The following is a 20,539-nucleotide window of genomic DNA, read 5'->3' as shown; positions in this document are numbered from 1 at the left end:
AGGTACCCGGCGGCCGACGCAAGAGTTCACCGAGTTCATGCGCACGCAGTGGTCGCCCGTTCTGCTGCAATCCTTTTCACCCGGCCCACACGTCCTCGACGTAGTGATCGGATTCGATGAGACCGTTCAGCCAGTCGAGGGCCTGACCATCATCAGCGCCCGTCCGTGCCCGATAGATGTCGAGGAAGGACCCGCGCACCGCCGGCGCCATCCGCGCGCCGTCACCGCACACATAGACGTGGGCGTCCTTGCCCGGGTCACCCAACAGGTTCCAGACGTCATCCGCGTCCGCGGCGATGCGGTCCTGCACGTAGCGAACCCCGTCCTGCGGAGCCCGGGAAAAGGCCGGGCGCATCTGGACGATTCCGATGCCCTCGGCCTCCTCGAACTTGTCCCGGAAGATGTAATCGACCTCCGGGTCACGCACACCGAAGAAGCACAACGCGGGCTCCACCGGCGCTCCGGCGTTCTTTGCGGCCAGCCGATCACCGAGGAAACCGCAGAATGGCGCGACGCCGGTACCGGCGCTGACCAGGATCACGTTCCTGGCCGGATCGGCACCGGCCCGGAATGCCTGCCGAGCCGGGTCCACGCGGGCCCGGATCAACTGTCCGGGCTGGACGGTCGCGAGGTAGTTGGACGCGACACCTTTGAACAGGCCGTGCCCGGAACGAGCCGGTGCGTCCAGGACGCTGACGATTAGTCCTACCGTGCGTGGTGACAACAGTGACGACGACGCGATCGAATAGTGCCTCGGCACCATGGGGTCGAGCAGTTCGAGAAGTTCGGCCCCGGTGAGAGCGCAGGCGGGGTATTCGTCGAGGCATTCCATCACGCTGAGCGGGCAGCCGGCTGGATCGTCGGCGAGTTCGCTGAGCCGCTGACTTTCGGCAGGACTGTTGTTGGCTGCCGCAAGTTTGCGTAATTGACTGCTGGTCACCGGTTTCTGCAATTCGACGAAGTGCGTGAGCAGTTCGCGGACGCTGACCTCTCGGTCCAGCGCGATGAGCCGTCGCGAGCTACGTCGAGGGTTGATCGCCAGCCGCAGTCCGGGGTCGAGGTCGAGTTGGGTCAGCACCCTGTCGACGACCTCGGGCGGATTGTCGGCCATCACCGTGAGATGGTCGCCCGTCTGGTAGTCGACGCCGTCCGGAAGTTCCACGCGGATATTGGTTTTGGCCTGTCCCAGCCCGGGGCTGACAAGTTCGGTTCTTTCAACGACGGTCATCGGAATCACCGCCGACCGTGCGTCCATCGCCGCCGTCACAGGGCCGATGATCTGGCGCAACTCGTACAGCGGTTCGGCCGCGTCCGTGAGCGGCGCGGCGTCGGGGTCACCGAAGCGTTCGGCCAACGACGACCACAGGGCGGCGGCGAACTCCTCGATCGTGCCGACAATGTCCCCCGAAGTGTCGGCCGCCGCCCGCGGAACCAATCGGTTGGCGTGCAGTTCGCCGAGGCGCTCGTCGATGCGTTGCGGGACTACCTGATAGGTGTCGGCCCAGTTATGGTCGCCCACACCGAGAACCGCGACGTTGGGTGTCGGATTCAACATGGTGGCCGGGTCGAGCAGCCAGGTCAGAAAGGCGCGTGCATCGTCCGTTGGTTGTCCGTTGTATGAGGAGGCGATGATCAGGACGGCCTCCACTTCGGGGAACCCGCCGACGGCGTCGTCGAGCGGCGCCACAGTCGCTACGCATCCCAAAGACGTTGCATCGTCTGCGAATTGACGGGCCAGGGCGCGGCACGTGCCGAGGTTGGAGCCGTGCAAGACGGCGAGCCTGGTGCCGGCCGTGATCACCGTCGGGTGCTGCGCCGCGCTCTGCGTGGTAGCGGCTTCGAGGCCAGGTACATCGGCCTTGCGGTCCTGCGGTGTGCGCCGCAGGACATCGAGCCGGAACCCCACCGGTCGGCGGCTGTTCGGCGTTTCCCACTGGGGCACATAGTGGTAGGCGTCGATGAGGCGGTAGCGATGGATAATCCGGGCCAGTGCCATGGCAGCCTCGTGCAGGGCGAACTGCCGGCCGATGCAGGACCGTGCCCCGGTTCCGAAGGGTTTGAACAGGGCGGTCGGCCTGGACGCCGAGCGTTCGGGAGCGAAGCGGTCGGGATCGAAGAGTTCGACGTTGTCGCCCCATCCCGGCTGACGGTGCAATGCGCCGGTGAGCACCGTCACCGCCTCACCGCGCTTGATCGGATACTTGCCGCCGATCACGGTGTCTTCCAGTGCCATTCGGTCGAAATGCAGCACCGGCGGGGATAACCGCAGGGTTTCCTCGATGACCTGGCGCAGATACGTGAGCTTGCCGATGTCGTCGTAGCGGGGCAGGTAGTCGTCGTCGGTTCCGAATGCGGTGTCCACTTCGGCCTGGACGCGGTGCAGCACCGCCGGATCGCTGACGATGTTGTACAGCGTGTTGGGCATCAACTCCGACGTGGTGAGCTGGCCGGCGATCAGGAATGTCATGATCTGATTGCGAATGTTCTCAGTGTCCAGCACCGGTTTGCCGGTCGAATCCTGTTGCAACATCAGCGCCAACAGATCCTCAAACTCACTGTCACCGGCTTGGTGCTCCGCTATCAGTCCATCCATGAACTTGTGCAAAGTGCCCAGTTCTTCATCGAAGACTGGTGTAGTCGCTCCAGATCCCAACTCCCCCAGGGCCTTCGTGAAGCTCTGCGGGATCGGAGCCAGCCCCGGACAGTCGAAAGAATCGAATCGCGAACCGAATCCGGCGAGCGCCACGGTGTCCATGGCCAGCTTCTGCAAGTCGTTCGACACGTCCACCGGCCCCACCCCGACACTGGCGTCCCACCGGTCGATGAGTTTGCAGTTGATGTCGAGCATCGCGTCGTGATAACTCCGCAAGCCCGCGTAACTGAAACCCGGTAGCAGGACATCATGGGCCCGCTGCCAGTTCGGTTCGCCGTGGTAGGCAGTGAACAGGCCGTCACCGGCCAACGGCCTGACTCGGGCGAGGGTGGCGGTGAGGTTCTTGGCAAAGCGGCTCTCGTCGCAAAGCTCGGTGACCAGCTCCAGGGAGCACGCGTAGAGCTTCCTGATGCCGCCGTTGAAGTCCGAGTAGAAGAGCGGACCGTGCAATTCACCGAGTAAATCCACCCCCAACGCGCGGGGGCGGCCGATCAGTTGATCGGGGCCGGGCAGGGGTCCTTCGACCGACGGGACGCCCGGTAGATCCGGCGGTGCCGACGCGCGAAACTCGTTCATTCGCGCAGCATAGGTTTCGGCGCGGAGGCTTGTCTGCAGTCCGCAAAAGTCTTCCCGGGATGACAGCCACGCGGCATGCGAAGGACCGCGTGCGAAGGTTCAGCTCCGGTCCGGCGCGATCATCCGGGTGTCTGCGGCGCGCGCGATCTGCAGCCGCCGGCCGGGGCCACGCTAGGTGGCGGGGCGGTAGCGCGCCTCGGCGAACGAGAACAAACCGTAGGCGAACAGGCCGACGGCGATCAGCCACAGGACCAACTGTCCCCAGCTCTGGCCGGCGAGTTCGGCCAGCAGCCCGGACAATCCCTTGGCGTTCGTCGGGTCGAAGGTCAGGCCGGCGATGACGAAGAAGAACCCGACTCCGATGGCCACCAGGCCGCTGCCCACGTAGCCCGCCCGGCCCAGCGCTTCGATGACCTTTCGCTTGTCCTGGCTCAGCGTTCCGGTGCGCTTCAGGAAGTCGCGGTTGATGGCGTGCTTGTAGATTTCGTAGCCACCGAAGCCGATGGCGGCGAGGCCGACGATCAGCACGATCCACCGTCCGCCGGGCAGGCCCATGACCACCCCGGCGGCGTGCTCCTGACCTTCACCACCGCCACCACTGGGGACTGCGCCGGCATCGCCGCCCCAATGCGCGATGAGAATCGAGAGCGACGCCAGCGCTGCGCCGCTGTAGAGAACGCCCTTGCCCGCGTACTTGGCCCGATGGCTGCCGTCCGATCCTTCGATCGGATCACCGGAGACGGCCTGGCTGAATTTCCACACCACCAGCGCAATCAGAGCCACCGTCAGGGCGATCAGCAGGAACTTCCCGAACGGCGCTTGCGCGACAGTCTGGATGGCCCCGGTCTTGCTGGCACTGGCAGCGGAGCTATCACCTATAGCGACTTTGATCGCCAGGAAACCCAAGAGCACATACAGCGCTCCCTTGCCGATCAGGCCGACCCGCGCGACCTTGGACCTGACGTCTCCCGCATGGCTTTGTGCACTGACAGTAGCTCTGCTCATCGCGTACTCGCCTTCGCCTAGTGGACCGCTGTGTAATAAGCAGTTACCCACCGCAGGGCCCGGCGATACGCATATGCGTCAATTCATGTTTTTCAGTGGTACGCGATGGGGCGCGACGAGCGCGGGCCGTCCATGCGATGTGGCACCGCCCCGGTGCCGCAGGGCGCCGCTATGACTCGGCGTGGTCTTCGGATAGGCCACCGTCACCTGGATCTCGCCCGGCAGCCCGCTTGTTCTGACGGTTCTCATTGAGTTGCTCAATGACGGTATCCGCGTCGCCGTCCTGCAGGCCGAAGTCCTTACAGGCCGAGCGGATCTCGGCCTCGGTGAACATCGCCACCGGCTCCTTCTCCCCCCAGCCCCAGTTGGGTCGGTCTCCGTTCAACGGAACTTCACAGCCACCGATGGCTCCTTCGGGTGTTGTCCGACGTTAAGACCACGATATGCGCCTGACTTATCCGAGCTGTTTTTGGGAGGCCAGGCCATCCGATCTCGGCCTAGCCGGGTCAATCGAGAACACAGTCCCTTACCCGTCCTGCCGATCGCGTACTGATAGAAGTTGTACTGCGGCAGGCGTTGTCGCTCAACAGGCTCGACGATGTCAGCTCTCGAAGGGAGCTTGATGAACTGGTACACCGGCAACACCACTTACGACACCGTGGTGACGATAGGTCTGGTCATCGCGGCATTGGTGATCATCGGCGGCTTGTTCCGGCAGAGTCCTTACGGCCGATTCGGCGCGACGGCGCGCGGGGTGAACCTCAATCCGAAGCTCGGCTGGTGGCTGATGGAGATCCCCGCGACCGTGTTTTTCGCAATTTTCTACCTCACCGGGCCGCGCCGATTCGACGCTGTGCCGCTCGTGCTCGCGGCCATCTGGCTGATGCATTACGGCAACCGGGGTTGGTTATTCCCGCTGTCGATCCGGCAGGTGCCCGGCAAGCGCGGCAGCTTCAATATCGTCGTGCTCGCCTTCGGCATGGTGATTACAACGATGCACGGCTACCTCAACGGCGCCTTCTTCAGCCACGACTACAAGCACCTGTACAGCGCCGATTGGTTGACCGATCCGCGGTTTTTCGTCGGGTTGGTCGTGTACCTCAGCGGATTCATCCTGCTGGTCCGGTCGGAGTCGATCGTTCGGAACCTCCGCGACAAGGCGAACCCGGGCGCAACCGAGTACAAGATCCCGTACGGCGGAGGCTTTCGGTTCGTCACCAGCCCGGCCTATCTGGGCGAGCTGATCGCGTGGGCCGGGTTCGCCCTGCTGACCTGGTCGCTGGCCGGGGTGATCATCTTTCTGATCACGGCAGGCAACCTGGTCCCGCGGGCGTTCGCCACGCACAAGTGGTACCAGGAGAAATTTCCTGATTACCCGCCTGAGCGAAAAGCGTTGATACCCGGACTGATCTGATCATTCTGATCAGGCCAACGCGTTTGTGGTGGAGCTGATGGAAATCGAACTCAATCTTGCGCATCCAATCCGAGGAACGGTCGGTCCCGGCGGCGCTCCGGGAAGCCTAGGCGCCGCGCCGAGGTGATGGACACCGGCGCCGGCATTGCTCCCTACAACCATGCCGAGGCGCCTTTGCCGTTGCGCGCTTAGCGCCTTTGGGGAACGCAGGTTGGTGAACTGAATATCAACCCCCGAGCCGACCCAAGACTGAGGCAAGGCGCCATCACCTGAAGTTCGCCGCAAGAGGCGAAGTCAACAACAGATCGGTCACGTGGTCGACGAAAGCGCAGCGATCATCGCCCAGATTCCCCTCTGTCCACTCAATGAACAGCGAGATGATGGCCCCGAACATGGTTGCGTACTGCATCTTCACCGCCGGCAGGTCGGCCGCCGCCGAATCGGTGAGACCCGAGAGAGCGGTCCGGACCAACCGACGAAGACGCAGATCCGCGATGGGCTCGATGAGCAATATTCGGCACAGGCGTGTGTCGTTGCGCGAGAGCTGGGCAACGGCGTCGACTCCTGCGCGCACCCGGAGTCGGCTATCCAACGTGTCTGGACTCGATGCCCGTATCTCCTCCTTCACGATGTCCAGGGCGTGCAGATAAACCGCCTGCAGTAGTTGCTCGGTGTCGTCGAAACTTTCGTAGAAGAATCGTTGACTCAGCGCGGCCTCACGGCAGACGGCTCGCATCGTCATTGCCGCCACACCGTGCCGGCCCGCCAACTCGGTGCCGGCACGCACCAGACGCTCGCGCCGCTCGGCGGTGCGCGCCTCCGCGACGCGTCCTCTGTATTGCCTGGGCATGGCCTGAACATATCTGCTGGCGGTTTCGAAGATCGGACTTGATTCCGGGCCGTTTGCGCAACCTTGACAGCCACCGCCGAATACGGAACCATCCGATTCCGGAAGCACCTGGTTCCGCAATTCCCCCTCGGCCGCCACGGGCGGCACAGTGAAGGCAAGGCAGGAGTGGCCACGGACCACAATGGCGTATCAGATCGGCCGGAAGTTGCGGCCTGGAACGGGTTCGTCGACTCACTGCACAAAGCCGGACAGCAGCTAGCCGCAAATACTGCGGAACTGTCCCGCACGGAGCAGGCTGATGCGTTCCGGGCCCTGCTGCGGTCGGTGAACAATCAACTCGGCCGACTCGAGGTCGACCGGGAGCGGCCTGAACTGCTGCCCTTCAACCGCTGGCGGCAGAAATTTCTCATGGACAACCCCGACTTCCTTTACTGGGTCGCAGACATCAACGCTGCCGTCCAGTACCGGATCCGGGGAAATCGGGGCGGCGCCGCTTACGTCTCGATCACGGTGTACACGGCAGCAGGCAACGGCCTGGAGTCAAGCGCCATCGCCCGGCTCGACAGCGACGAAATCGCTTTCAATGAACTCGGTGACTACGACGTGACACTCGGTGGAAATCGGCCGGCCGACGGCGACTGGATCGAGCTCCCGGACGGCGCAATCACGTTGTGGGTAAGGCACTTTCACAACGACATGCACCACGACCGCGCCGGGTGGTGCGACATCGAGCCCGTCCACGCACCGCAAATCCCCGCACCTATCGACCCGGAGCGGTTCTGCCGCCAGCTGACCAGAGCAGCCAAGGCCGCGGCTTTGATGCCTCATATCTGGAAAGCAGCGACAGCCGAGGATCTCGAACAGGTCAATCAGCTACGGCACTGGCACGAGATGAGCGGCGGTGCTACTTACACAGAGCCGGGAATCCACTACCTGCGTGGCGGCTGGCAACTCTCGCCTGGCGAAGCGCTACTCATCGAAGGCGAGTTAGTCGACTGCCGTTACTGGAACATTCTGGCTTACAGTCGGTTTCTGAATTCACTCGATCACCGCTACCGTCATGTGTCTTACACCGGGGCTACTGCCACCGTGACCGGCCAGCGCTACCGCTTCATCGTCGCCGGAACCGACCCGGGACTTGCCGACGCCGACTGGATCGACACCGAGCAACGCCCGTTCGGCATTCTGGTCATGCGCTTCCTCCAGCCCGTTCAAACCCCCCGCCTGCCCTCCGTTCGGCGAATCCTCTTGACCGATCTCGGACGCAACCCGTGACTGCGTGGAAGCCCCCGCAACGTACACGCGCGGCGGAAGAGCTGTATCGACTCGCCGAGACCGATCGGGCCGCACGTCCAGCCAGGTATCAGCTGGGCATTGGCGCAGTGGAGCTCGTGATTGGTCGAGCGTCGCGGCAGCACAGTCCGGATGAGTTTGGCGACCAGCAGGAGTGGCTGCCGGCACTGAACGAGTATCTGTGCTCCGCAGAGGAAGATGGCCAATTGAACGCGCTGGGAGCCAGATCAGTTCAGAACACGGCCGTGGGCAGGCTAAGGGCCCGAGCCGCCATCGCCCACTATGTCAACGAGCATTCGGCCGTCGCTGAAAGCACGCTGCAGCCGCCTATCTTCATAATCGGCGGCTGGCGCACCGGTACGACCTACCTCTTCCGCGCGCTCAGCCGCGATCCCCGCCTGCGGGCGCCGCTGCCAGCCGAACTGGGTATGCCATGGCAGTTCCCAGGCGATCTCTCACCGGAAGACCGCAACAAACTGCTACAGGCAAGTGCTGAAGGGCACCAGATCCTCCACATCCTCAATCCGATCATGGCCGCCGTACACGATTCCGGCCCGAGCCTGGCGGAGGAATGTGTATTGGGCATGGGCACCACGATGCGCAACTGGGGATTCCTGGCCACCACGCGACTCAACAATTACGCGAAATGGCTTCGCACACAATCATTCGCTGTGGAGTATGCGCAACACAGAAGAATGCTCCAGATACTGGATGGCAGAGACGGACGCCGATGGCTGCTCAAGGCGCCGGCCCACACTGCAGAACTGGATCATCTGATCGCGACATACCCCGGCGCTTGTGTGGTGCACCTTCACCGCGACATCGTTGAAACCGTCGCCTCAGGCGCCAGTCTGTTCGCCACCTACCGGTCCACCTACAGCGATCACGTCAATGGACTCGACATAGGTCAATTCCAAACCGAACAGACCGAACTGTGGTTCAGGCGGGCGCTCGCGGTGCGTAATTCAGCTGCAGCACAGTCAGTTACGTGGCTGGACCTCCAGTACACCGAGCTGCTTGCCGATCCGCACGGCGCGCTGGCTCAGGTCTACCGGGCCGCCGGTATGAACCTCCCCGATATCGCAAGGATGCTCAGGGAGCACCACCGACATCAACCGCGCGAGGGGAAGGGCAAGCACACCTACAACGCTGCGCAGTTCGGCATCGATGCCGGCGAGCTACGGGAACGAATGCGGTTCTATGTCGATGCCTTTTCCGTTTCCTCGTGATGAGCCGCCGTTCAATCGGGCCAGGGCATCTTTTTCCCGACGACCCCCGCCGGCAACTCCACCGGCGACCATCTGCCAGTGTGGTGAGCATGACTGCAAAGAAGCCCGAGATCGATTTCCCCGGCGGGGAGCCACCCACCGACCTGATCATCACCGACGTCGTCGAGGGCGACGGCGCGGAGGCTACCGCCGGTAACACGGTCGTCGTGCACTACGTCGGCGTGGCCCACTCCACCGGCGAGGAGTTCGACGCTTCTTACAACCGCGGTGACCCGTTGACGTTCCAGCTTGGCGTCGGCCAGGTCATCCAGGGCTGGGACCGGGGCGTGCAGGGCATGAAGGTCGGTGGTCGCCGACAGCTGCTTATCCCCGCCCACCTCGCCTACGGCGACCGTGGCGCCGGTGGCGTCATCAAGCCCGGCGAGGCGCTGATCTTCGTGGTCGACCTGCTCGATGTCAGGTAGCCGCGACCCGGGCTAGCCAGCGTCGAACCGCGCCGGGTCGCCTACCAACGAGAGGCGCTTGGCCGGACGACGCTGCCGACGCAGGCAGGACTCAATTCCCAATCTGGCGAATCTATCGCTCGATCGCCGGTTTCCGGTAAAGCTGCCGTCAATCGAACCCGCATCTAAGCCAGGGCTTTTGGGCTCTGAACTGCCGGTTCGTTCCAGTTTGGCCCGTTCAGTACGTCGCGTTACCTGCGGTTGTGTTTCCGGGTTTTGACGGCGTCAATGCTCACGATCTACCGCCCGGGCTCGTAGGACTCGTAGGACTGGTCGGGTTCGTCGGGCTGGTCGGACTTATCGGACTCGTAGGACTGGTCGTGCTCGTAGGAGCCTTCGGGCTCGTAGAACTGGTCGGACTCGTAGGACTGGTCGTGCTCGTAGGAGCCTTCGGGCTGGTAGGACTTACCGGACTCGTAGGACTCGTCGGGTTCGTAGGACTGGTGGGCGTGGGACTCGCAAGGCCCGGGCCTTCGCCACACCATTCCTGCACATCTTTCGGGTACTGCTCGAGCGGTAGAGGACAACGCTGCCCAGGCGGGAAATTCACGCCGGCGTTGAGTAGATCGCAGGGCACGTAGACCTGCTTGCCTTTGGGCGTGTTGCTCAGACATTTGGTCGGCGGATCCGCATGACCCTGGGCAGGGACAACGAGCACCACCGCCAAAGAGGCGAGTAACCCGATAGCAAGGCGACAATTCACGAGCACTACTTTATCCACAGCCGCGATCACGATGGACTGTGCTGGGAGTGGTCAGCCACAGCTGATGAAAAGAAATCTGGCCAGAGTCTCTGACTCTGACCAGCAATTTTCTCGGTGGAGCTGCCGGGAATCGAAGCCGCATATAACGCGGTTGAGCTGCGCAAACGCGCGATGGTTGCGCATGACTCGACATGGGAAAATACGGCCGAACAGGGACATGTGCTGACCGCCGTCAGCACGCCAGCCCAGTCCGGAGCGTCGTGCCCCGAAACCCGGTCTACGGGTGGAATGATCAAGCCGTGGGCTTTCACCCGAGTATGGGAATACGCACGTGTGGGCACTGCGGCCTACGGCGCGCCCAGATGGTTCAAGTGGTCACCGATAGAGTCTTTAAATCCATATCGGGAGGGCCGATCACTCAATCGGTGCTGCAATGCCCCGACTGCGGCCGCCTGACGATTGTCGAGCACACCATCCCCGGCACCACCCCGCGTGAGATCGGTGCGTATCCCGCCGACGCCGACCTCAAGCACCACATACGCCACTTACCGGAAGACGTCGACAGATATTTCAACGATGCACGTCGAGTGCTTGACGCCGGAGTGCCCGACGCCGCAGCCGTGCAGCTAAGGCGCACGCTCGAAGCTGCGGCCGCTCATTTTGAAGTGCAAGGCCGCAACCTAGTGGGCAGAATCCGCAGCCTCATTGAGCAAGGATTCGTTACAAGGCAGTTCGGCGAGGCCCTCCACGATATTCGCATGGTGGGCAACCTGGGCGCTCACGCCACAGATCAACGCGTCGATGAAGCTGCGGCGCAGCGCGTTATGAACTTCACAACTTTATTGCTGCGCAACCTGTTTGAAGTGCCGGGAGAATTGTTGGCCGCCGCCCCCGAGGCGGAAAATGACGACGAAGGCGAGGGTGAGGGCGCTGATTGAAGCCCATGTGGGCAGATCAGCCGTACACGGCGTGTACGACTTTGGTTGACTTGCAACACTTTTCGGCGCGAAAGGCTTACGATCCGTGCCAGTGCCCGCGAACCTCTCTAGTCGGGCCGACCCGACAGGAGACCACGTTGTTCCGAATCGACGTACCCGCCGACGGGCGCTCATGGGCAGGCGACATGCATGTCCGCCTTTACGAAGACGGCACCATCGCTGTGGGGCCGGTTCACCCCTGACGGGCCGCTGAGCATCGCAGAAGCGACCCGCCTCCGGGACGCCCTCGGCGCCGCGATAGCCGCAGCGACGGCGGCGACCAACTAAAGAGAACGGCCCCCTGCGTGTTCCTTGCACGCCGGGGGCCGTCTCCCAGAAAGGTAGAGAGCAAGCCGGGCTGCGCTGACGAAACGCGGGTAACTACTTCGACCTGAAAAAGGGTTGATGGCGACGGCTTCGTCGGTGGCAGTGACGGCGGGTGCTCGGTGCTGGCGGGAGTTTGTTGTCATGAGGCCAGGGCGCTGATCTTGACGAGGTTGTGGGCGAACACCCCGTGTCCGCACCAGGTCCTGGCTCCGGTGAGGGTGGTCAATTCCGTGCGGTTCCAGCTGTAGCTGCGTTTGAGGTGGTTGATGCGTCCTTCGCATCCGGTTCGCCATTTGATTTTGGCGCGGAACGCTTTTCGGTGTTCGAACTCGCGGCGAGCGGCACTCGGTTTACTGGCACGCGGAATCGCGACATGGCGGACTCCTTGCTCGTGCAGATCGTTTTCGACCGAGGCGTATCCGTAGCCGCGATCGGCGGTAACTGCCCTGGGGGCGTGGCCGGCGCGGCGAGTGATCCGGGCGATCGCTGGAGCCAACTGCGGGGCATCGGCGGGGTTTCCGATCTCGACGCTGTGGTCGAGGATGACTCCATCGGCGTTATCGACGACCTGGGCTTTGTAGCCGAACTCCACGGGCTTGCCCAGTCGTCCTTTGCGGATCGGGCGGGCATCGGGGTCGTGGAAACTGACCAGCCGGCTCGCCGAGTCCGGCATCACCCCGGTCAGGCGGCTACGGGCTTGGGTGACCACGCGTTGGGCCTTATCCATGATCGCGGCCAAGTCGTTGATCGCTCGAGATAGCCGAGCCCGGCGGACCCCGGTCGCGTTGCGCACAGCCCGGCGGGCATTGCGCCGCACCGCGGCCGCTTCCCGCATCGCCGATTCGGCGATGCCGGCCAACTCCCCGGTGATCCGCGCGACCACGGCTTGAGCTTCCTCACGGGCCACCGCACCGCGAAGCCGCAGTTTGGAGGCGATCGAGCGGGCCCGCTGGCCCGCTGAGCGGCTGCGGTCACGGGCATGGGTACGCACCGCCCCGCCAGCGTTGTGGATGCGGGTGATGGTGCGGGCGATCGTGGTCACCGCCTTGGCCAGGAGCCCCGAGTCGGTCGGATAGGCCACTGCGGCCTCAACCACGGTGGTGTCAGCACGCACCTTGTCAGTGCGCAACAGTTTGGCGTCGGCGGCCTTGGCCAACAAGGCCTCATTGAGGCCGGCCACTGCAGCGTCCCCACACCGAGTGGTCAGTTTCATCAGCGTGGTGGGGTGCGGCACACGCGTCCCGAACGGAATCCGGCAAAACCGTTGCCAGGAAATCGAATCGCCGACCTCACGGCACAACGCCTCAAAGCCCAGCCGGTAGCGGAACTTCAAGAACATCATCCGCAGATAGGTCTCCATCGGAATCGACGGACGACCGATACGGGTGTCGAAGTACGGCGTGAACGGCGCGAAGAACACCGGATCATCTAGCAGCGCGTCTACCCGCCCCAACTCCCTCGGTAACACCAACAGCTCCGGCGGCAGGATTGCATCCCACAACGACAACTGGTCATTTACAGTTCTAAGCACGATGGCCTCGATCCCTTCTAGCCCAAGGGTTCGAGGCCATCATCTCGTCAAACAAAGCCCAATTCAGCCACCGCCACGCCCTGACTTTTTCAGGTCGAAGTAACTAGTAAAACCCCGCACGCAAACCCGACCCGTTGTCTTGACACACTTTTGTGTCAGCCGCAAACGCTTCGTCGGTTCGCCAGTTGGCGACAGTGACGTTTTGTTTACGACCGCCGAGGCCGATTGCCCCGGCGGCTGCGATAGGTACACCCCGCCGCGGGGTGCCCTAATCGCCTTACCGCACTTCCTTCGCGCGGCAAGTCTCTTGCGCTCCTACAGAGCGCGTACGCGATACCTGTTGAGCACCGCCAGCTCTGCCACCGACCAGCCATCAAATCCGGCCCGGTACGACACGCTGAACGGGCCAACTGCTTCCTCAGAAACGATCTGAGACGTGTCCGCGAGCAACCGTGCCGACGCCGACAGGATGACCGCGCGCACGTCAGCGTTGGGTTCGCCATCGGAATAGCCTTGACCGCGCGTATAACTGGCCGCCATCGCGGAGACGATGCCGAGCACGGCCGTAGCTTGCCCGCCATCAAGCTCACGGCCGACAAACGCGCCAAGCTCAGATGCCGTCGGCGCCGCCACGACTAAGCCTCAGTCAGCAGCGTCACAGCCTTCGGCTGCAACAGGCCAACGTCATAGCGGGTCACTACCCGGATGCCAACGCTGTCGTAGTCGCCCCACGTTTGGTCCAAAATCTTGACCTCAGCGTCAACGTCACGCGCCACGGCGACCTTCGAAAAGTCGACCAGAGCAACCCGGTTCTTAGTCAACGCGGCCGGGATGTTGTCAGTGATGATGACCGGCAACCCGAACAGTTGAAAAGCGGTGCCGTTCTGAATCGTGGACGGATCAATGACGTAGCGGTTGTCATCCGTGCCGACCTTCAACTTGCGAATCTTCGCGAAGCTTGCGGCTGTCATGACCCAATGCGTGGGGCTGACCTTGTTGCCCTGCGCCGTCGCCAGGCCGTCAATCAGGCTGTCGGCGTCGGTCAAATCCAGCGTGCCGGTAGCAACGCCGGTGGCCCGCAGGATGCCCTTGATGGTGTTCGACGCACCGGCGCCGTCCCACAGCGCGGCGTCCAGCGCTTCGGCGACGTTGGTCACCAGCGTCTGCCTAAGCGTCGCATCCAAGGCCACCACCGACTGTCGCGCCATTTCATTCGAGAAACGGACCAACACCTTGAGTGACTTAAGCGTGGACGGAAGCAGCGTCACTTCGTCAAAGCTCACGTCTCCGTCGCTGATCTGTACGCCCTCGCCTACGAATCCCGCCGACACACCTGACGCCAGGCGCGGAATGCGGAGCTGGTCGTTGGTGTCGAAAATCTGCGGGCCAGCGGCCAGAAACGTTGATTCTTGCGCAAGCGGCTGAACCAAAAGGTCCGCAACCTGCGACTGTAGAAGCGTGCCATTATTGGCAGTAACTTCAATTGCCATTATTTACCCCTATTAAATTGTTATTCAGTTGTGTTTGTAAATTAAGTATTGACGGTGCCCTTGATGGCGCCAAGCAGGCTAAACGGTGCCTGCCCGCCGCCGCGCGGACCCTGGCCGGCATCTCCGGCTACCTTGCGCTTACGGAAATAAGGCCGGTCGCTTAGCAGCGCGTCGAGTGCTGACTTGAGCATTTCTGGGTCGTCCAGATGCTCAGCGTCATAAGGCAAATCGGCGGGATTCTCAAGCCTGTTGGTTGCCCGCACAAGCTCGCTGTGAAGCCGTCGAGCGAGCGCGTCGGCGCGTTCCTCGGCTTGCCTGGCCCGCTCGCGGTGCTTGGCTGATTCCTTGCGCAGTTCCTCCACGTATGTGCGCGGAAAGGTGTTGCCTGCGGAGTCATCCGCATTGCCGTCTGATTGCGCTTCTGGCGCATTTTCAACCGCATCAGCGGTATCTGTGTTCGCCGCGCCGATTTCGTCGGCCTCGGCGTTGATTTGGGTGTCGTCTGCGGCATCTGGCCGCGTGTCCTCACTCATTGAATGTTTCCCTCGGTTTTGTCTTTGGTGAGCAGCATTTGCGCATAGTTGCGGTAAGCAGCGGAAACCTCAGGATTCGCGCCCGCTTGCGCGTCCAGCTCCGTATCTTGGCGCTCTTGCTCAATGTCGCTTTCGGAATAGCCGAGCTTCCGTAGGGCGCCCGACTTCGACAGGATGCCCGCCTGGACAAGCTTTGTTACCGCGTCGGCGTCGGCGGCTGCTGAGCGTGACGACGGATCGCACCACTGCACCTTCACGTCAACCGAGTCCGCGTCACTGCCGTCACGAATGGCGGCCATGAGTCGCGCCACGCGCTCCCAGGACCGGCCGAAAACTGCTTGCCGCGCCTCGGCGCGGGCGGTTAGCGACGCTTCGCTGGCCCGTAGCGCGTCGGCGCTTGATGGGTTCTCGGTGGTGATCCCCACAAAGTGCGCCGGAAGCGCCGACACCGCCATGATTTGACCCAGCCAGATATTCACGGCGTTCTGGTAACCCGCCAGGTTCGCCCCTTCGAGCTGGCCGAACTTTGACTCCGGCCTCTCGGAGAACATGGTCCGCCAATCCTCGGGAATCGGATTAACAACCTTCATTACGGGTTCGCCGTCCTCAACCACCGGGTTACCGTCGTCGTCAAGCACCGGCTCCTCCATGAGGTCAATGCCCGTCGCCCACCGACGCGGACGCGCCGTGTACTCCTGCGCCACCGCCAAATCAGCAAGAGTCTTATTCAGCCCATCCACCAGCGGAATAAGGTCGTCAATCTCCGAATGCCCGCACCCAAGAATCCGATCCGCGTTACAAAAGCTCACGACAGGAACTGTTTCTAGCGGGTTGTCCAGCGTGTCAACCAACGAGAAGGCCGGAGCTGCGGCACCCGTCGTATTAGCGCGCCAATGTTCAATCCGGTCGGGCAGATATACCCGCGCCTCGGTCGTCGTCTTGGTTGTCCAACGCTTCACCGCCGATGTGATTTCGCGCGTAGCCGGGTCTTTGATCACCGCGACTTGGCGCGGGGACTCCACCGTGACCAGCGGCGAACCATCTGGCCGTGACCAACAGATCACGTAAGCGTCGCCGAACAGCAGCGCCTCCCGGTGCAGAATCGTCGCCGTCTGGTCAAGGTCGTTCGCCAACCAATCGGCCCAAACGTCAGCGCCCTTAAAGCCGGTAATCCGCAGCCGCTCGGCAAGGGAAGTGACCGCAAGTCGCGGGATGTTCGACACGATCCGGCTTAGCTTCGGCAAAGCTAGCTTGGCGCCGGGGCTTAAATACGCCAACGGTTGCTTACCGCTGGCGTAAGCGTCTAACTGCGTATAGCGATGCTGGGGCGCGTCGAGCGAGCGACATAGCTCCACTAGTAGGTCAGAACTCATATTCAGTTGTTTGTCTTTCTACGCGCCGCCGTAGCGATAGCGTTTCTTTTGGGAAGCGAGCCACGTCGCCCGGCTATGCGCCATCATCAGCGCAGTACATAAGTCGATTTTCGGGGCGTGCCTGCTTCGGCCGGCCTTAGCAATCCTTAAGCCTTTATCGGTTTCTAGCACGGTGGCGGCAAGTACGTGGCGCCGTAGATCATCTTCACCCGAATGCGTCAACTGCCCGTTGATAAGCGCATTGCGCAGGTCATTAGTTGCTGCCGTTTGCCTGGCCGGGGACTGGCGAAATTCCACCATTGGTAGACCCTCGGCCGCGAGTATTTGCGCGGATCGCGTGAACAAGTACGGGTCGTATGCGACTTCGCGCACTTTCCACCGCTTGCACGCCTGCCGAATCGCGTCCTCGACAGCGAGCACGTCAACTCGCCACGATTCATCACCGGGGTTGATGAACACGGCCGCCTTGTCGAAGTGCGGCACCTTCGCCACCGTTCCCACCGTGATAGCCGTGGTGTCGTCGCGGAGGCTCGCGTCAACCGCAAGCACCACGTCCGCGCCGTCCGGTATAGCCATGCCGGTGCCGAGGTTGTCCCACGCGTCAGCAGTGATCAGCGCGTTTTCCATCGGCCCGACGAACTGACACAACCGCGCCCGCCGAAAGTGCGCCTCGGTCGACTTCGGTGGCAACAATGCCCGCAGCGCGTCCCGGTGCAGGTAGTCGTCTAAAGCCGGATTAGCCAGCTCCCAGCAGTGTTCGCAATCGGCCGGGTGGTCCTCGAATCCTGCGGCGCTGTGCTCCCGGTAAACCTGAGATGCGTCCTCGGGATGCTCAAGCGAATAAGCCCGTAACCGGGCTAGAACGCTTTCGTCGGACGGGCCTGGCGTGCCTATCCCAATCAGGGTCGAACGTGCTCGCTTGCCCTGCGCGAGAGCAATTACCTCCCACGTTTCAAGCAACACGCGGCCGATTTCGTCAACGATTGCAAGGGTGTAGTCCAGACCCTCTAGCGCGGCCGGTGACGCCGGTAGACAGGTGAAGGACGCGCCGCGCGATGGCACCACAAGCCGGTCTTTGAAGACCTGCACGCGGCTCGCCAAATCCGGGTTCAGTTCGACCATTCGAGCCGCGACGCCGAACACGATGCCCGCCTGGCGCTCGTCTACTGCGGCCACGATCACTGTCGCGCCCTCGCCGCCAGTCATCAGCTCGTACAAGCCGAGCGCAGCGACAAGCGTGCTTTTGCCCTGGCCGCGGGGTAAGCACCAACCGGCGACGCGCGGTTGTACATCGGCGTCGAGAACCGACCCGACCAGCTCGCGCTGCCACGGTCGCAACCTCAGCGGGCCACCGCTGCCCGTGCCCTTTGGCACCGTCACGTACTTCGTACAGAACGCGGCGAACCGTGCCGAACCGCTCGACCGTGGCCGAAACGGTAGAACACTCTCATTGACCGCCCGTTTTGGGCCTGCTCTCACCTAGACTCCTAATTGTGACTGAAAAAGTACCGCCGGAGGCAATTGATGCGCGCCGACGAGCACTCGCAATGATTGGTGCAATCGACAGCGGCCAGCCGGTTTGGAAATACATGGTCGACGACCTTAAGGACTACAAAACCGGAGGTAACGCTTCGAGTGTGCCGATTACATTCGAGGCGTATCGCCAGGAGGGCCTCAAGGCGCAGTCGGCAGCGCTGATCGCTTATTGGGCGATGCAGAAGGTTGAACTAGCGACAGGTCAATCCATCGCAGCGCAAATCGCTGAGTACGGCGAATGGCTGAACGATCAGGACAAGCAATGAAGCAATCGGAAATCGAAGGAATGCGGCGAGCCTTAGCCATTGTCGACGCCATAAATCGTGGCGAAAGCCGGAGAAAATTCTTGCAACTAGATCTGGCCCAGGCCGCCGAAGGAGAAGAAAAATTAGTCTTTTCGCCTGGCGCGGCTAGAGCTTACGAGCAGCTACAGTTAACCGCCGAGGGTGGTGCCCTTCTCGTTCACTACGTGATTGAAATCGCGTTAGGTATGGCGAAATCGCAAAATCTTGTGCTCACGCAAGAATTTATGATGGACACGCTGGGCAAGCTGGTTGACACCATGTCCAAGGACGCCGATCCGGGAGAGTAACTGCCCCTGCGCTGGCTGTCCGAGTCTCAGTAGGGCGGGCGCGGGGTCCCGCCCCACAAGCAGCGCCTCGGTTGGCCGAGTTAACGCAGCAAATCGCAGTTTAATCGCCGGATTGCGCGTCGCCACGGTGCCCGCTTTGATCTTGATCCCGGTTGTCATGGCTGCGAATATTACCGACGGCCTCTTGACGTTTTTTGTGGCCGCCGAACTTGTCGGCGCTGATGGATGCTTCTAACTCTAGGATGGTTGTCTCAATCTGGTCCTGCAACCCATCGTATTGTTCTGTTTGACGCCACAATCTGCGAGCGGCCAAGCCAGCACGAACGGTAAAGACGAGGACGACAACGAAGAAAACATTGGTGCCGAAGTCGATGGCAGAACCCCACTTGGCATAGACTGCTGCTTGCTTCGCTTGCTGCAACATTTCGGCTGGCGATGTCAGTACCTTGGGCTCTTGGGTAAACGTTAGCCAACCCGATCTCCCGCTAAAGAATAGTCCAACCAGAGCATCGACCGCGACGCCGAACGCCCAGAGGGTGATGACGACAAGGACACGACTGAGCAAGTAGCTATTCAGAGCTGCGCGATCTTTGTGATACCTTTGAATAGTTTTTAATTCATCTAATCGACGTGTAGCTCGGCGAGCTTTGGTTAAGGCGGCACGATCTTTCAAGGGCGAAGCATCGTAGAAATAGGTAGCAATAGTCGTGAATATGACGCCAATAAGGGCGCCGAATACGGCCATTAACACTTGATTGCGCCTCCCCCAAGCCTGAGCTGTCCGGTCGACCTCAGTCTATCCGCTTTGAGTTTAATGCCTTCTACGGGCCCTCTCCTGTTCAAGCGCCGCTAATACTTGAGTGCGCTCCTGCTGCGTTGCTTTCCCGCCGCGCGCACGATTGCACCGCCGGCACAAAACCCGAGTATTTAACGGCTCTAGAGCCAGCGCAGGTGCTTCGTTGATCGGGATTATATGGTCGCACTCAAGTCGTTCGAGGCTTCCGCATCGTTCACAAAATGGAGAAGCCTTGCGTTGTTTCTCAGACAACCTTCGCCATCTTGACGTGTAGCCGCGTTGGTGTGCAGTGCGTTTCGGGCTAGGTTGGCATCCCGCACAGCGTGACCCGCTGGCGATCAGGCACCCGCAGCCTAAGCACGGGCGCTGCACGTCAGTTCCAAGTGCGCACAGGCCGCCGCTCTACGTAATCGCTGTGGGCGATAAGCATCGCACCCACCGACAGCGCGTCATCGCTCGTCAAGGGGATCACGACGGCGCCGTGCGGGGTGTTTACCCGAAGGCCGATAAGGGTCTTGCCGTTGTCGCCGTCGCAAAGCGCGAAGTCGTAGCTTTCGGGCTTGATTACGGTGGTATTCAATTTGTTGTTTCCTGTTCTTGTTCGAGGAGGTCAACCAGTGCGTTCGCGACGGTGATCACGTCGGCGCGTGTGAACGCGATGCTCGCTGCGCGTCCCTTGCTGCTGGTGCGGCTCAGCACAATGTGTTGGCCGTGTTGATCAATGACGTAGTGGTTCTCGCCGGGTATGGCCGGGTTGATTCTCAGGGCCGCCATTACCCGATCCGGTACCGGATTAAGCGGGCCTTAGCAGGGCTTACGGTCTCCGGTTTATTTGGTTCGGTTAGTTGTTGGATAAGCTTTGCGGTTTCGGCGTCGCTTAGCCGAATGCTGACCGTGGTCGTACCATCCGTGTTCTTCTGTATGTCTATGTCAATCATGTTCCACTCTTATGGCTCTTATTTATGCCATTCGGTAGCGCTTACGCGGTCTTGCCCGTTGTTCGGCGCCGCTTAGCTTGGCGATAAGTTCTGTTACCTCTGCGTGTGACAAGATCACATGCCCCGGTCCCTGATAGAGCGTCACCCCGTTCGGGCGGTAGATGATCCGTATTGCCGCACCCTCGCCGCTGTCGATGACATCAATTGAGTTCTGCATCCT

Annotated in this window: 24 protein-coding genes; 8 read left to right on the top strand and 16 right to left on the bottom strand. The window is 61.8% G+C overall.

Features of this window, described 5'->3' with window-relative positions; translation table 11 throughout:
* Positions 1-76 precede the first annotated feature (76 nt).
* The 3 genes from C0J29_RS08600 to C0J29_RS08590 form a co-directional block, all read right to left on the bottom strand.
* Positions 77-3,229, bottom strand: coding sequence for a bifunctional cytochrome P450/NADPH--P450 reductase (locus tag C0J29_RS08600; RefSeq protein WP_120792042.1), 3,153 nt, complete (start codon positions 3,227-3,229; stop codon positions 77-79).
* 171 nt (positions 3,230-3,400) lie between these two features.
* Complete coding sequence (locus tag C0J29_RS08595; RefSeq protein ID WP_120792041.1) at positions 3,401-4,234, bottom strand: DUF1206 domain-containing protein; 834 nt, start codon at positions 4,232-4,234, stop codon at positions 3,401-3,403.
* Between the two features lie 169 nt (positions 4,235-4,403).
* Positions 4,404-4,619, bottom strand: coding sequence for a hypothetical protein (locus C0J29_RS08590; protein ID WP_065047038.1), 216 nt, complete (start codon positions 4,617-4,619; stop codon positions 4,404-4,406).
* Positions 4,620-4,856: 237 nt separating this feature from the next.
* On the opposite strand from C0J29_RS08590, the gene C0J29_RS08585 reads away from it, so the two are divergent.
* Positions 4,857-5,648: a phosphatidylethanolamine N-methyltransferase family domain-containing protein gene (locus C0J29_RS08585; protein ID WP_065047036.1), complete on the top strand. Its 792-nt coding sequence runs from the start codon at positions 4,857-4,859 to the stop codon at positions 5,646-5,648.
* A gap of 265 nt (positions 5,649-5,913) precedes the next feature.
* Here C0J29_RS08585 and C0J29_RS08580 read toward each other — a convergent pair whose 3' ends face one another.
* The gene (locus tag C0J29_RS08580) at positions 5,914-6,498 is read right to left on the bottom strand and encodes a TetR/AcrR family transcriptional regulator (RefSeq protein WP_065047034.1); all 585 of its coding nucleotides are present in this window, start codon (positions 6,496-6,498) and stop codon (positions 5,914-5,916) included.
* A gap of 165 nt (positions 6,499-6,663) precedes the next feature.
* Here C0J29_RS08580 and C0J29_RS08575 point away from each other — a divergent pair, with 165 nt between their 5' ends.
* The 3 genes from C0J29_RS08575 to C0J29_RS08565 all read left to right on the top strand — a co-directional run bounded on the left by C0J29_RS08575 (position 6,664) and on the right by C0J29_RS08565 (position 9,484).
* Positions 6,664-7,773, top strand: a complete 1,110-nt coding sequence (locus C0J29_RS08575; RefSeq protein WP_065163728.1) for a DUF1214 domain-containing protein — start codon at positions 6,664-6,666, stop codon at positions 7,771-7,773.
* A 107-nt stretch (positions 7,774-7,880) separates the two neighbouring features.
* Complete coding sequence (locus tag C0J29_RS08570) at positions 7,881-9,020, top strand: sulfotransferase family protein (RefSeq protein ID WP_308494732.1); 1,140 nt, start codon at positions 7,881-7,883, stop codon at positions 9,018-9,020.
* A gap of 89 nt (positions 9,021-9,109) precedes the next feature.
* Entirely contained in the window at positions 9,110-9,484 is a 375-nt protein-coding gene (locus C0J29_RS08565) for an FKBP-type peptidyl-prolyl cis-trans isomerase (RefSeq protein ID WP_065043474.1), read from the top strand.
* Between the two features lie 278 nt (positions 9,485-9,762).
* On the opposite strand, the gene C0J29_RS08560 is transcribed toward C0J29_RS08565, so the two are convergent.
* Positions 9,763-10,008 carry a hypothetical protein gene (locus tag C0J29_RS08560; RefSeq protein ID WP_065043475.1) on the bottom strand — a complete coding sequence of 82 codons (246 nt, stop codon included), beginning with the start codon at positions 10,006-10,008 and terminating at the stop codon, positions 9,763-9,765.
* Positions 10,009-10,588: 580 nt separating this feature from the next.
* Here C0J29_RS08560 and C0J29_RS08555 point away from each other — a divergent pair.
* Together C0J29_RS08555 and C0J29_RS32755 are read left to right on the top strand one after the other, a co-directional pair.
* A complete protein-coding gene (locus C0J29_RS08555) occupies positions 10,589-11,164 on the top strand; it encodes a DUF4145 domain-containing protein (RefSeq protein WP_162951420.1) in 576 nt (191 codons plus the stop codon).
* 189 nt (positions 11,165-11,353) lie between these two features.
* Positions 11,354-11,491 carry a hypothetical protein gene (locus C0J29_RS32755; protein WP_162951419.1) on the top strand — a complete coding sequence of 46 codons (138 nt, stop codon included), beginning with the start codon at positions 11,354-11,356 and terminating at the stop codon, positions 11,489-11,491.
* A gap of 178 nt (positions 11,492-11,669) precedes the next feature.
* Here C0J29_RS32755 and C0J29_RS08550 read toward each other — a convergent pair whose 3' ends face one another.
* From C0J29_RS08550 to C0J29_RS08525, 6 genes are all read right to left on the bottom strand, one after another.
* Positions 11,670-13,061, bottom strand: coding sequence for an ISNCY family transposase (locus C0J29_RS08550; protein WP_425272101.1), 1,392 nt, complete (start codon positions 13,059-13,061; stop codon positions 11,670-11,672).
* A gap of 315 nt (positions 13,062-13,376) precedes the next feature.
* Positions 13,377-13,622, bottom strand: coding sequence for a hypothetical protein (locus tag C0J29_RS08545; protein WP_242460387.1), 246 nt, complete (start codon positions 13,620-13,622; stop codon positions 13,377-13,379).
* 74 nt (positions 13,623-13,696) lie between these two features.
* Positions 13,697-14,551, bottom strand: a complete 855-nt coding sequence (locus C0J29_RS08540; protein ID WP_120792038.1) for a phage major capsid protein — start codon at positions 14,549-14,551, stop codon at positions 13,697-13,699.
* Between the two features lie 41 nt (positions 14,552-14,592).
* Complete coding sequence (locus tag C0J29_RS08535) at positions 14,593-15,084, bottom strand: hypothetical protein (RefSeq protein ID WP_242460386.1); 492 nt, start codon at positions 15,082-15,084, stop codon at positions 14,593-14,595.
* Complete coding sequence (locus tag C0J29_RS08530; RefSeq protein WP_120792037.1) at positions 15,081-16,457, bottom strand: phage portal protein; 1,377 nt, start codon at positions 16,455-16,457, stop codon at positions 15,081-15,083. Before C0J29_RS08530 ends, C0J29_RS08535 begins: the two co-directional genes overlap by 4 nt.
* An 18-nt stretch (positions 16,458-16,475) precedes the next feature.
* A complete protein-coding gene (locus C0J29_RS08525; protein WP_120792036.1) occupies positions 16,476-17,936 on the bottom strand; it encodes a terminase TerL endonuclease subunit in 1,461 nt (486 codons plus the stop codon).
* 14 nt (positions 17,937-17,950) lie between these two features.
* On the opposite strand from C0J29_RS08525, the gene C0J29_RS08520 reads away from it, so the two are divergent.
* Together C0J29_RS08520 and C0J29_RS08515 are read left to right on the top strand one after the other, a co-directional pair.
* The gene (locus C0J29_RS08520) at positions 17,951-18,259 is read left to right on the top strand and encodes a hypothetical protein (RefSeq protein WP_162951418.1); all 309 of its coding nucleotides are present in this window, start codon (positions 17,951-17,953) and stop codon (positions 18,257-18,259) included.
* Positions 18,256-18,585 (top strand): hypothetical protein, encoded by a 330-nt coding sequence (locus tag C0J29_RS08515; RefSeq protein ID WP_162951417.1) that lies wholly within the window; start codon positions 18,256-18,258, stop codon positions 18,583-18,585. The genes C0J29_RS08520 and C0J29_RS08515 overlap by 4 nt, the downstream gene beginning before the upstream one ends.
* A gap of 100 nt (positions 18,586-18,685) precedes the next feature.
* Here C0J29_RS08515 and C0J29_RS32750 read toward each other — a convergent pair whose 3' ends face one another.
* From C0J29_RS32750 to C0J29_RS32740, 5 genes are all read right to left on the bottom strand, one after another.
* A complete protein-coding gene (locus tag C0J29_RS32750; protein ID WP_162951416.1) occupies positions 18,686-19,330 on the bottom strand; it encodes a hypothetical protein in 645 nt (214 codons plus the stop codon).
* A 66-nt stretch (positions 19,331-19,396) separates the two neighbouring features.
* The gene (locus C0J29_RS34360; protein ID WP_277950710.1) at positions 19,397-19,753 is read right to left on the bottom strand and encodes an HNH endonuclease; all 357 of its coding nucleotides are present in this window, start codon (positions 19,751-19,753) and stop codon (positions 19,397-19,399) included.
* 1 nt (position 19,754) lies between these two features.
* Entirely contained in the window at positions 19,755-19,961 is a 207-nt protein-coding gene (locus C0J29_RS08500; protein ID WP_120792032.1) for a hypothetical protein, read from the bottom strand.
* Positions 19,958-20,155, bottom strand: coding sequence for a hypothetical protein (locus C0J29_RS08495; RefSeq protein WP_120792031.1), 198 nt, complete (start codon positions 20,153-20,155; stop codon positions 19,958-19,960). The genes C0J29_RS08500 and C0J29_RS08495 overlap by 4 nt, the downstream gene beginning before the upstream one ends.
* A 186-nt stretch (positions 20,156-20,341) precedes the next feature.
* Positions 20,342-20,536, bottom strand: a complete 195-nt coding sequence (locus C0J29_RS32740) for a hypothetical protein (protein WP_162951414.1) — start codon at positions 20,534-20,536, stop codon at positions 20,342-20,344.
* Between the last annotated feature and the right edge of the window lie 3 nt (positions 20,537-20,539).

It is taken from the genome of Mycobacterium paragordonae (assembly GCF_003614435.1).
Taxonomy (GTDB): Bacteria; Actinomycetota; Actinomycetes; order Mycobacteriales; family Mycobacteriaceae; genus Mycobacterium; species Mycobacterium paragordonae.
Note: the sequence above shows the minus strand (reverse complement) of the source record. Positions and strands in the feature narration are given on the sequence as shown.

Coding starts and splice junctions, on each gene's coding strand:
- C0J29_RS08530 (WP_120792037.1), bottom strand. CDS start 16,457: ATGAGTTCTGACCTACTAGTGGAGCTATGTCGCTCGCTCGACGCGCCC.
- C0J29_RS08535 (WP_242460386.1), bottom strand. CDS start 15,084: ATGAGTGAGGACACGCGGCCAGATGCCGCAGACGACACCCAAATCAAC.
- C0J29_RS08560 (WP_065043475.1), bottom strand. CDS start 10,008: ATGGTGTGGCGAAGGCCCGGGCCTTGCGAGTCCCACGCCCACCAGTCC.
- C0J29_RS08565 (WP_065043474.1), top strand. CDS start 9,110: ATGACTGCAAAGAAGCCCGAGATCGATTTCCCCGGCGGGGAGCCACCC.
- C0J29_RS08555 (WP_162951420.1), top strand. CDS start 10,589: ATGGTTCAAGTGGTCACCGATAGAGTCTTTAAATCCATATCGGGAGGG.
- C0J29_RS32750 (WP_162951416.1), bottom strand. CDS start 19,330: ATGGCCGTATTCGGCGCCCTTATTGGCGTCATATTCACGACTATTGCT.
- C0J29_RS08595 (WP_120792041.1), bottom strand. CDS start 4,234: ATGAGCAGAGCTACTGTCAGTGCACAAAGCCATGCGGGAGACGTCAGG.
- C0J29_RS08515 (WP_162951417.1), top strand. CDS start 18,256: ATGAAGCAATCGGAAATCGAAGGAATGCGGCGAGCCTTAGCCATTGTC.
- C0J29_RS32740 (WP_162951414.1), bottom strand. CDS start 20,536: ATGCAGAACTCAATTGATGTCATCGACAGCGGCGAGGGTGCGGCAATA.
- C0J29_RS08495 (WP_120792031.1), bottom strand. CDS start 20,155: ATGGCGGCCCTGAGAATCAACCCGGCCATACCCGGCGAGAACCACTAC.
- C0J29_RS32755 (WP_162951419.1), top strand. CDS start 11,354: ATGTCCGCCTTTACGAAGACGGCACCATCGCTGTGGGGCCGGTTCACC.
- C0J29_RS08540 (WP_120792038.1), bottom strand. CDS start 14,551: ATGGCAATTGAAGTTACTGCCAATAATGGCACGCTTCTACAGTCGCAG.
- C0J29_RS08585 (WP_065047036.1), top strand. CDS start 4,857: ATGAACTGGTACACCGGCAACACCACTTACGACACCGTGGTGACGATA.
- C0J29_RS08600 (WP_120792042.1), bottom strand. CDS start 3,229: ATGAACGAGTTTCGCGCGTCGGCACCGCCGGATCTACCGGGCGTCCCG.
- C0J29_RS08580 (WP_065047034.1), bottom strand. CDS start 6,498: ATGCCCAGGCAATACAGAGGACGCGTCGCGGAGGCGCGCACCGCCGAG.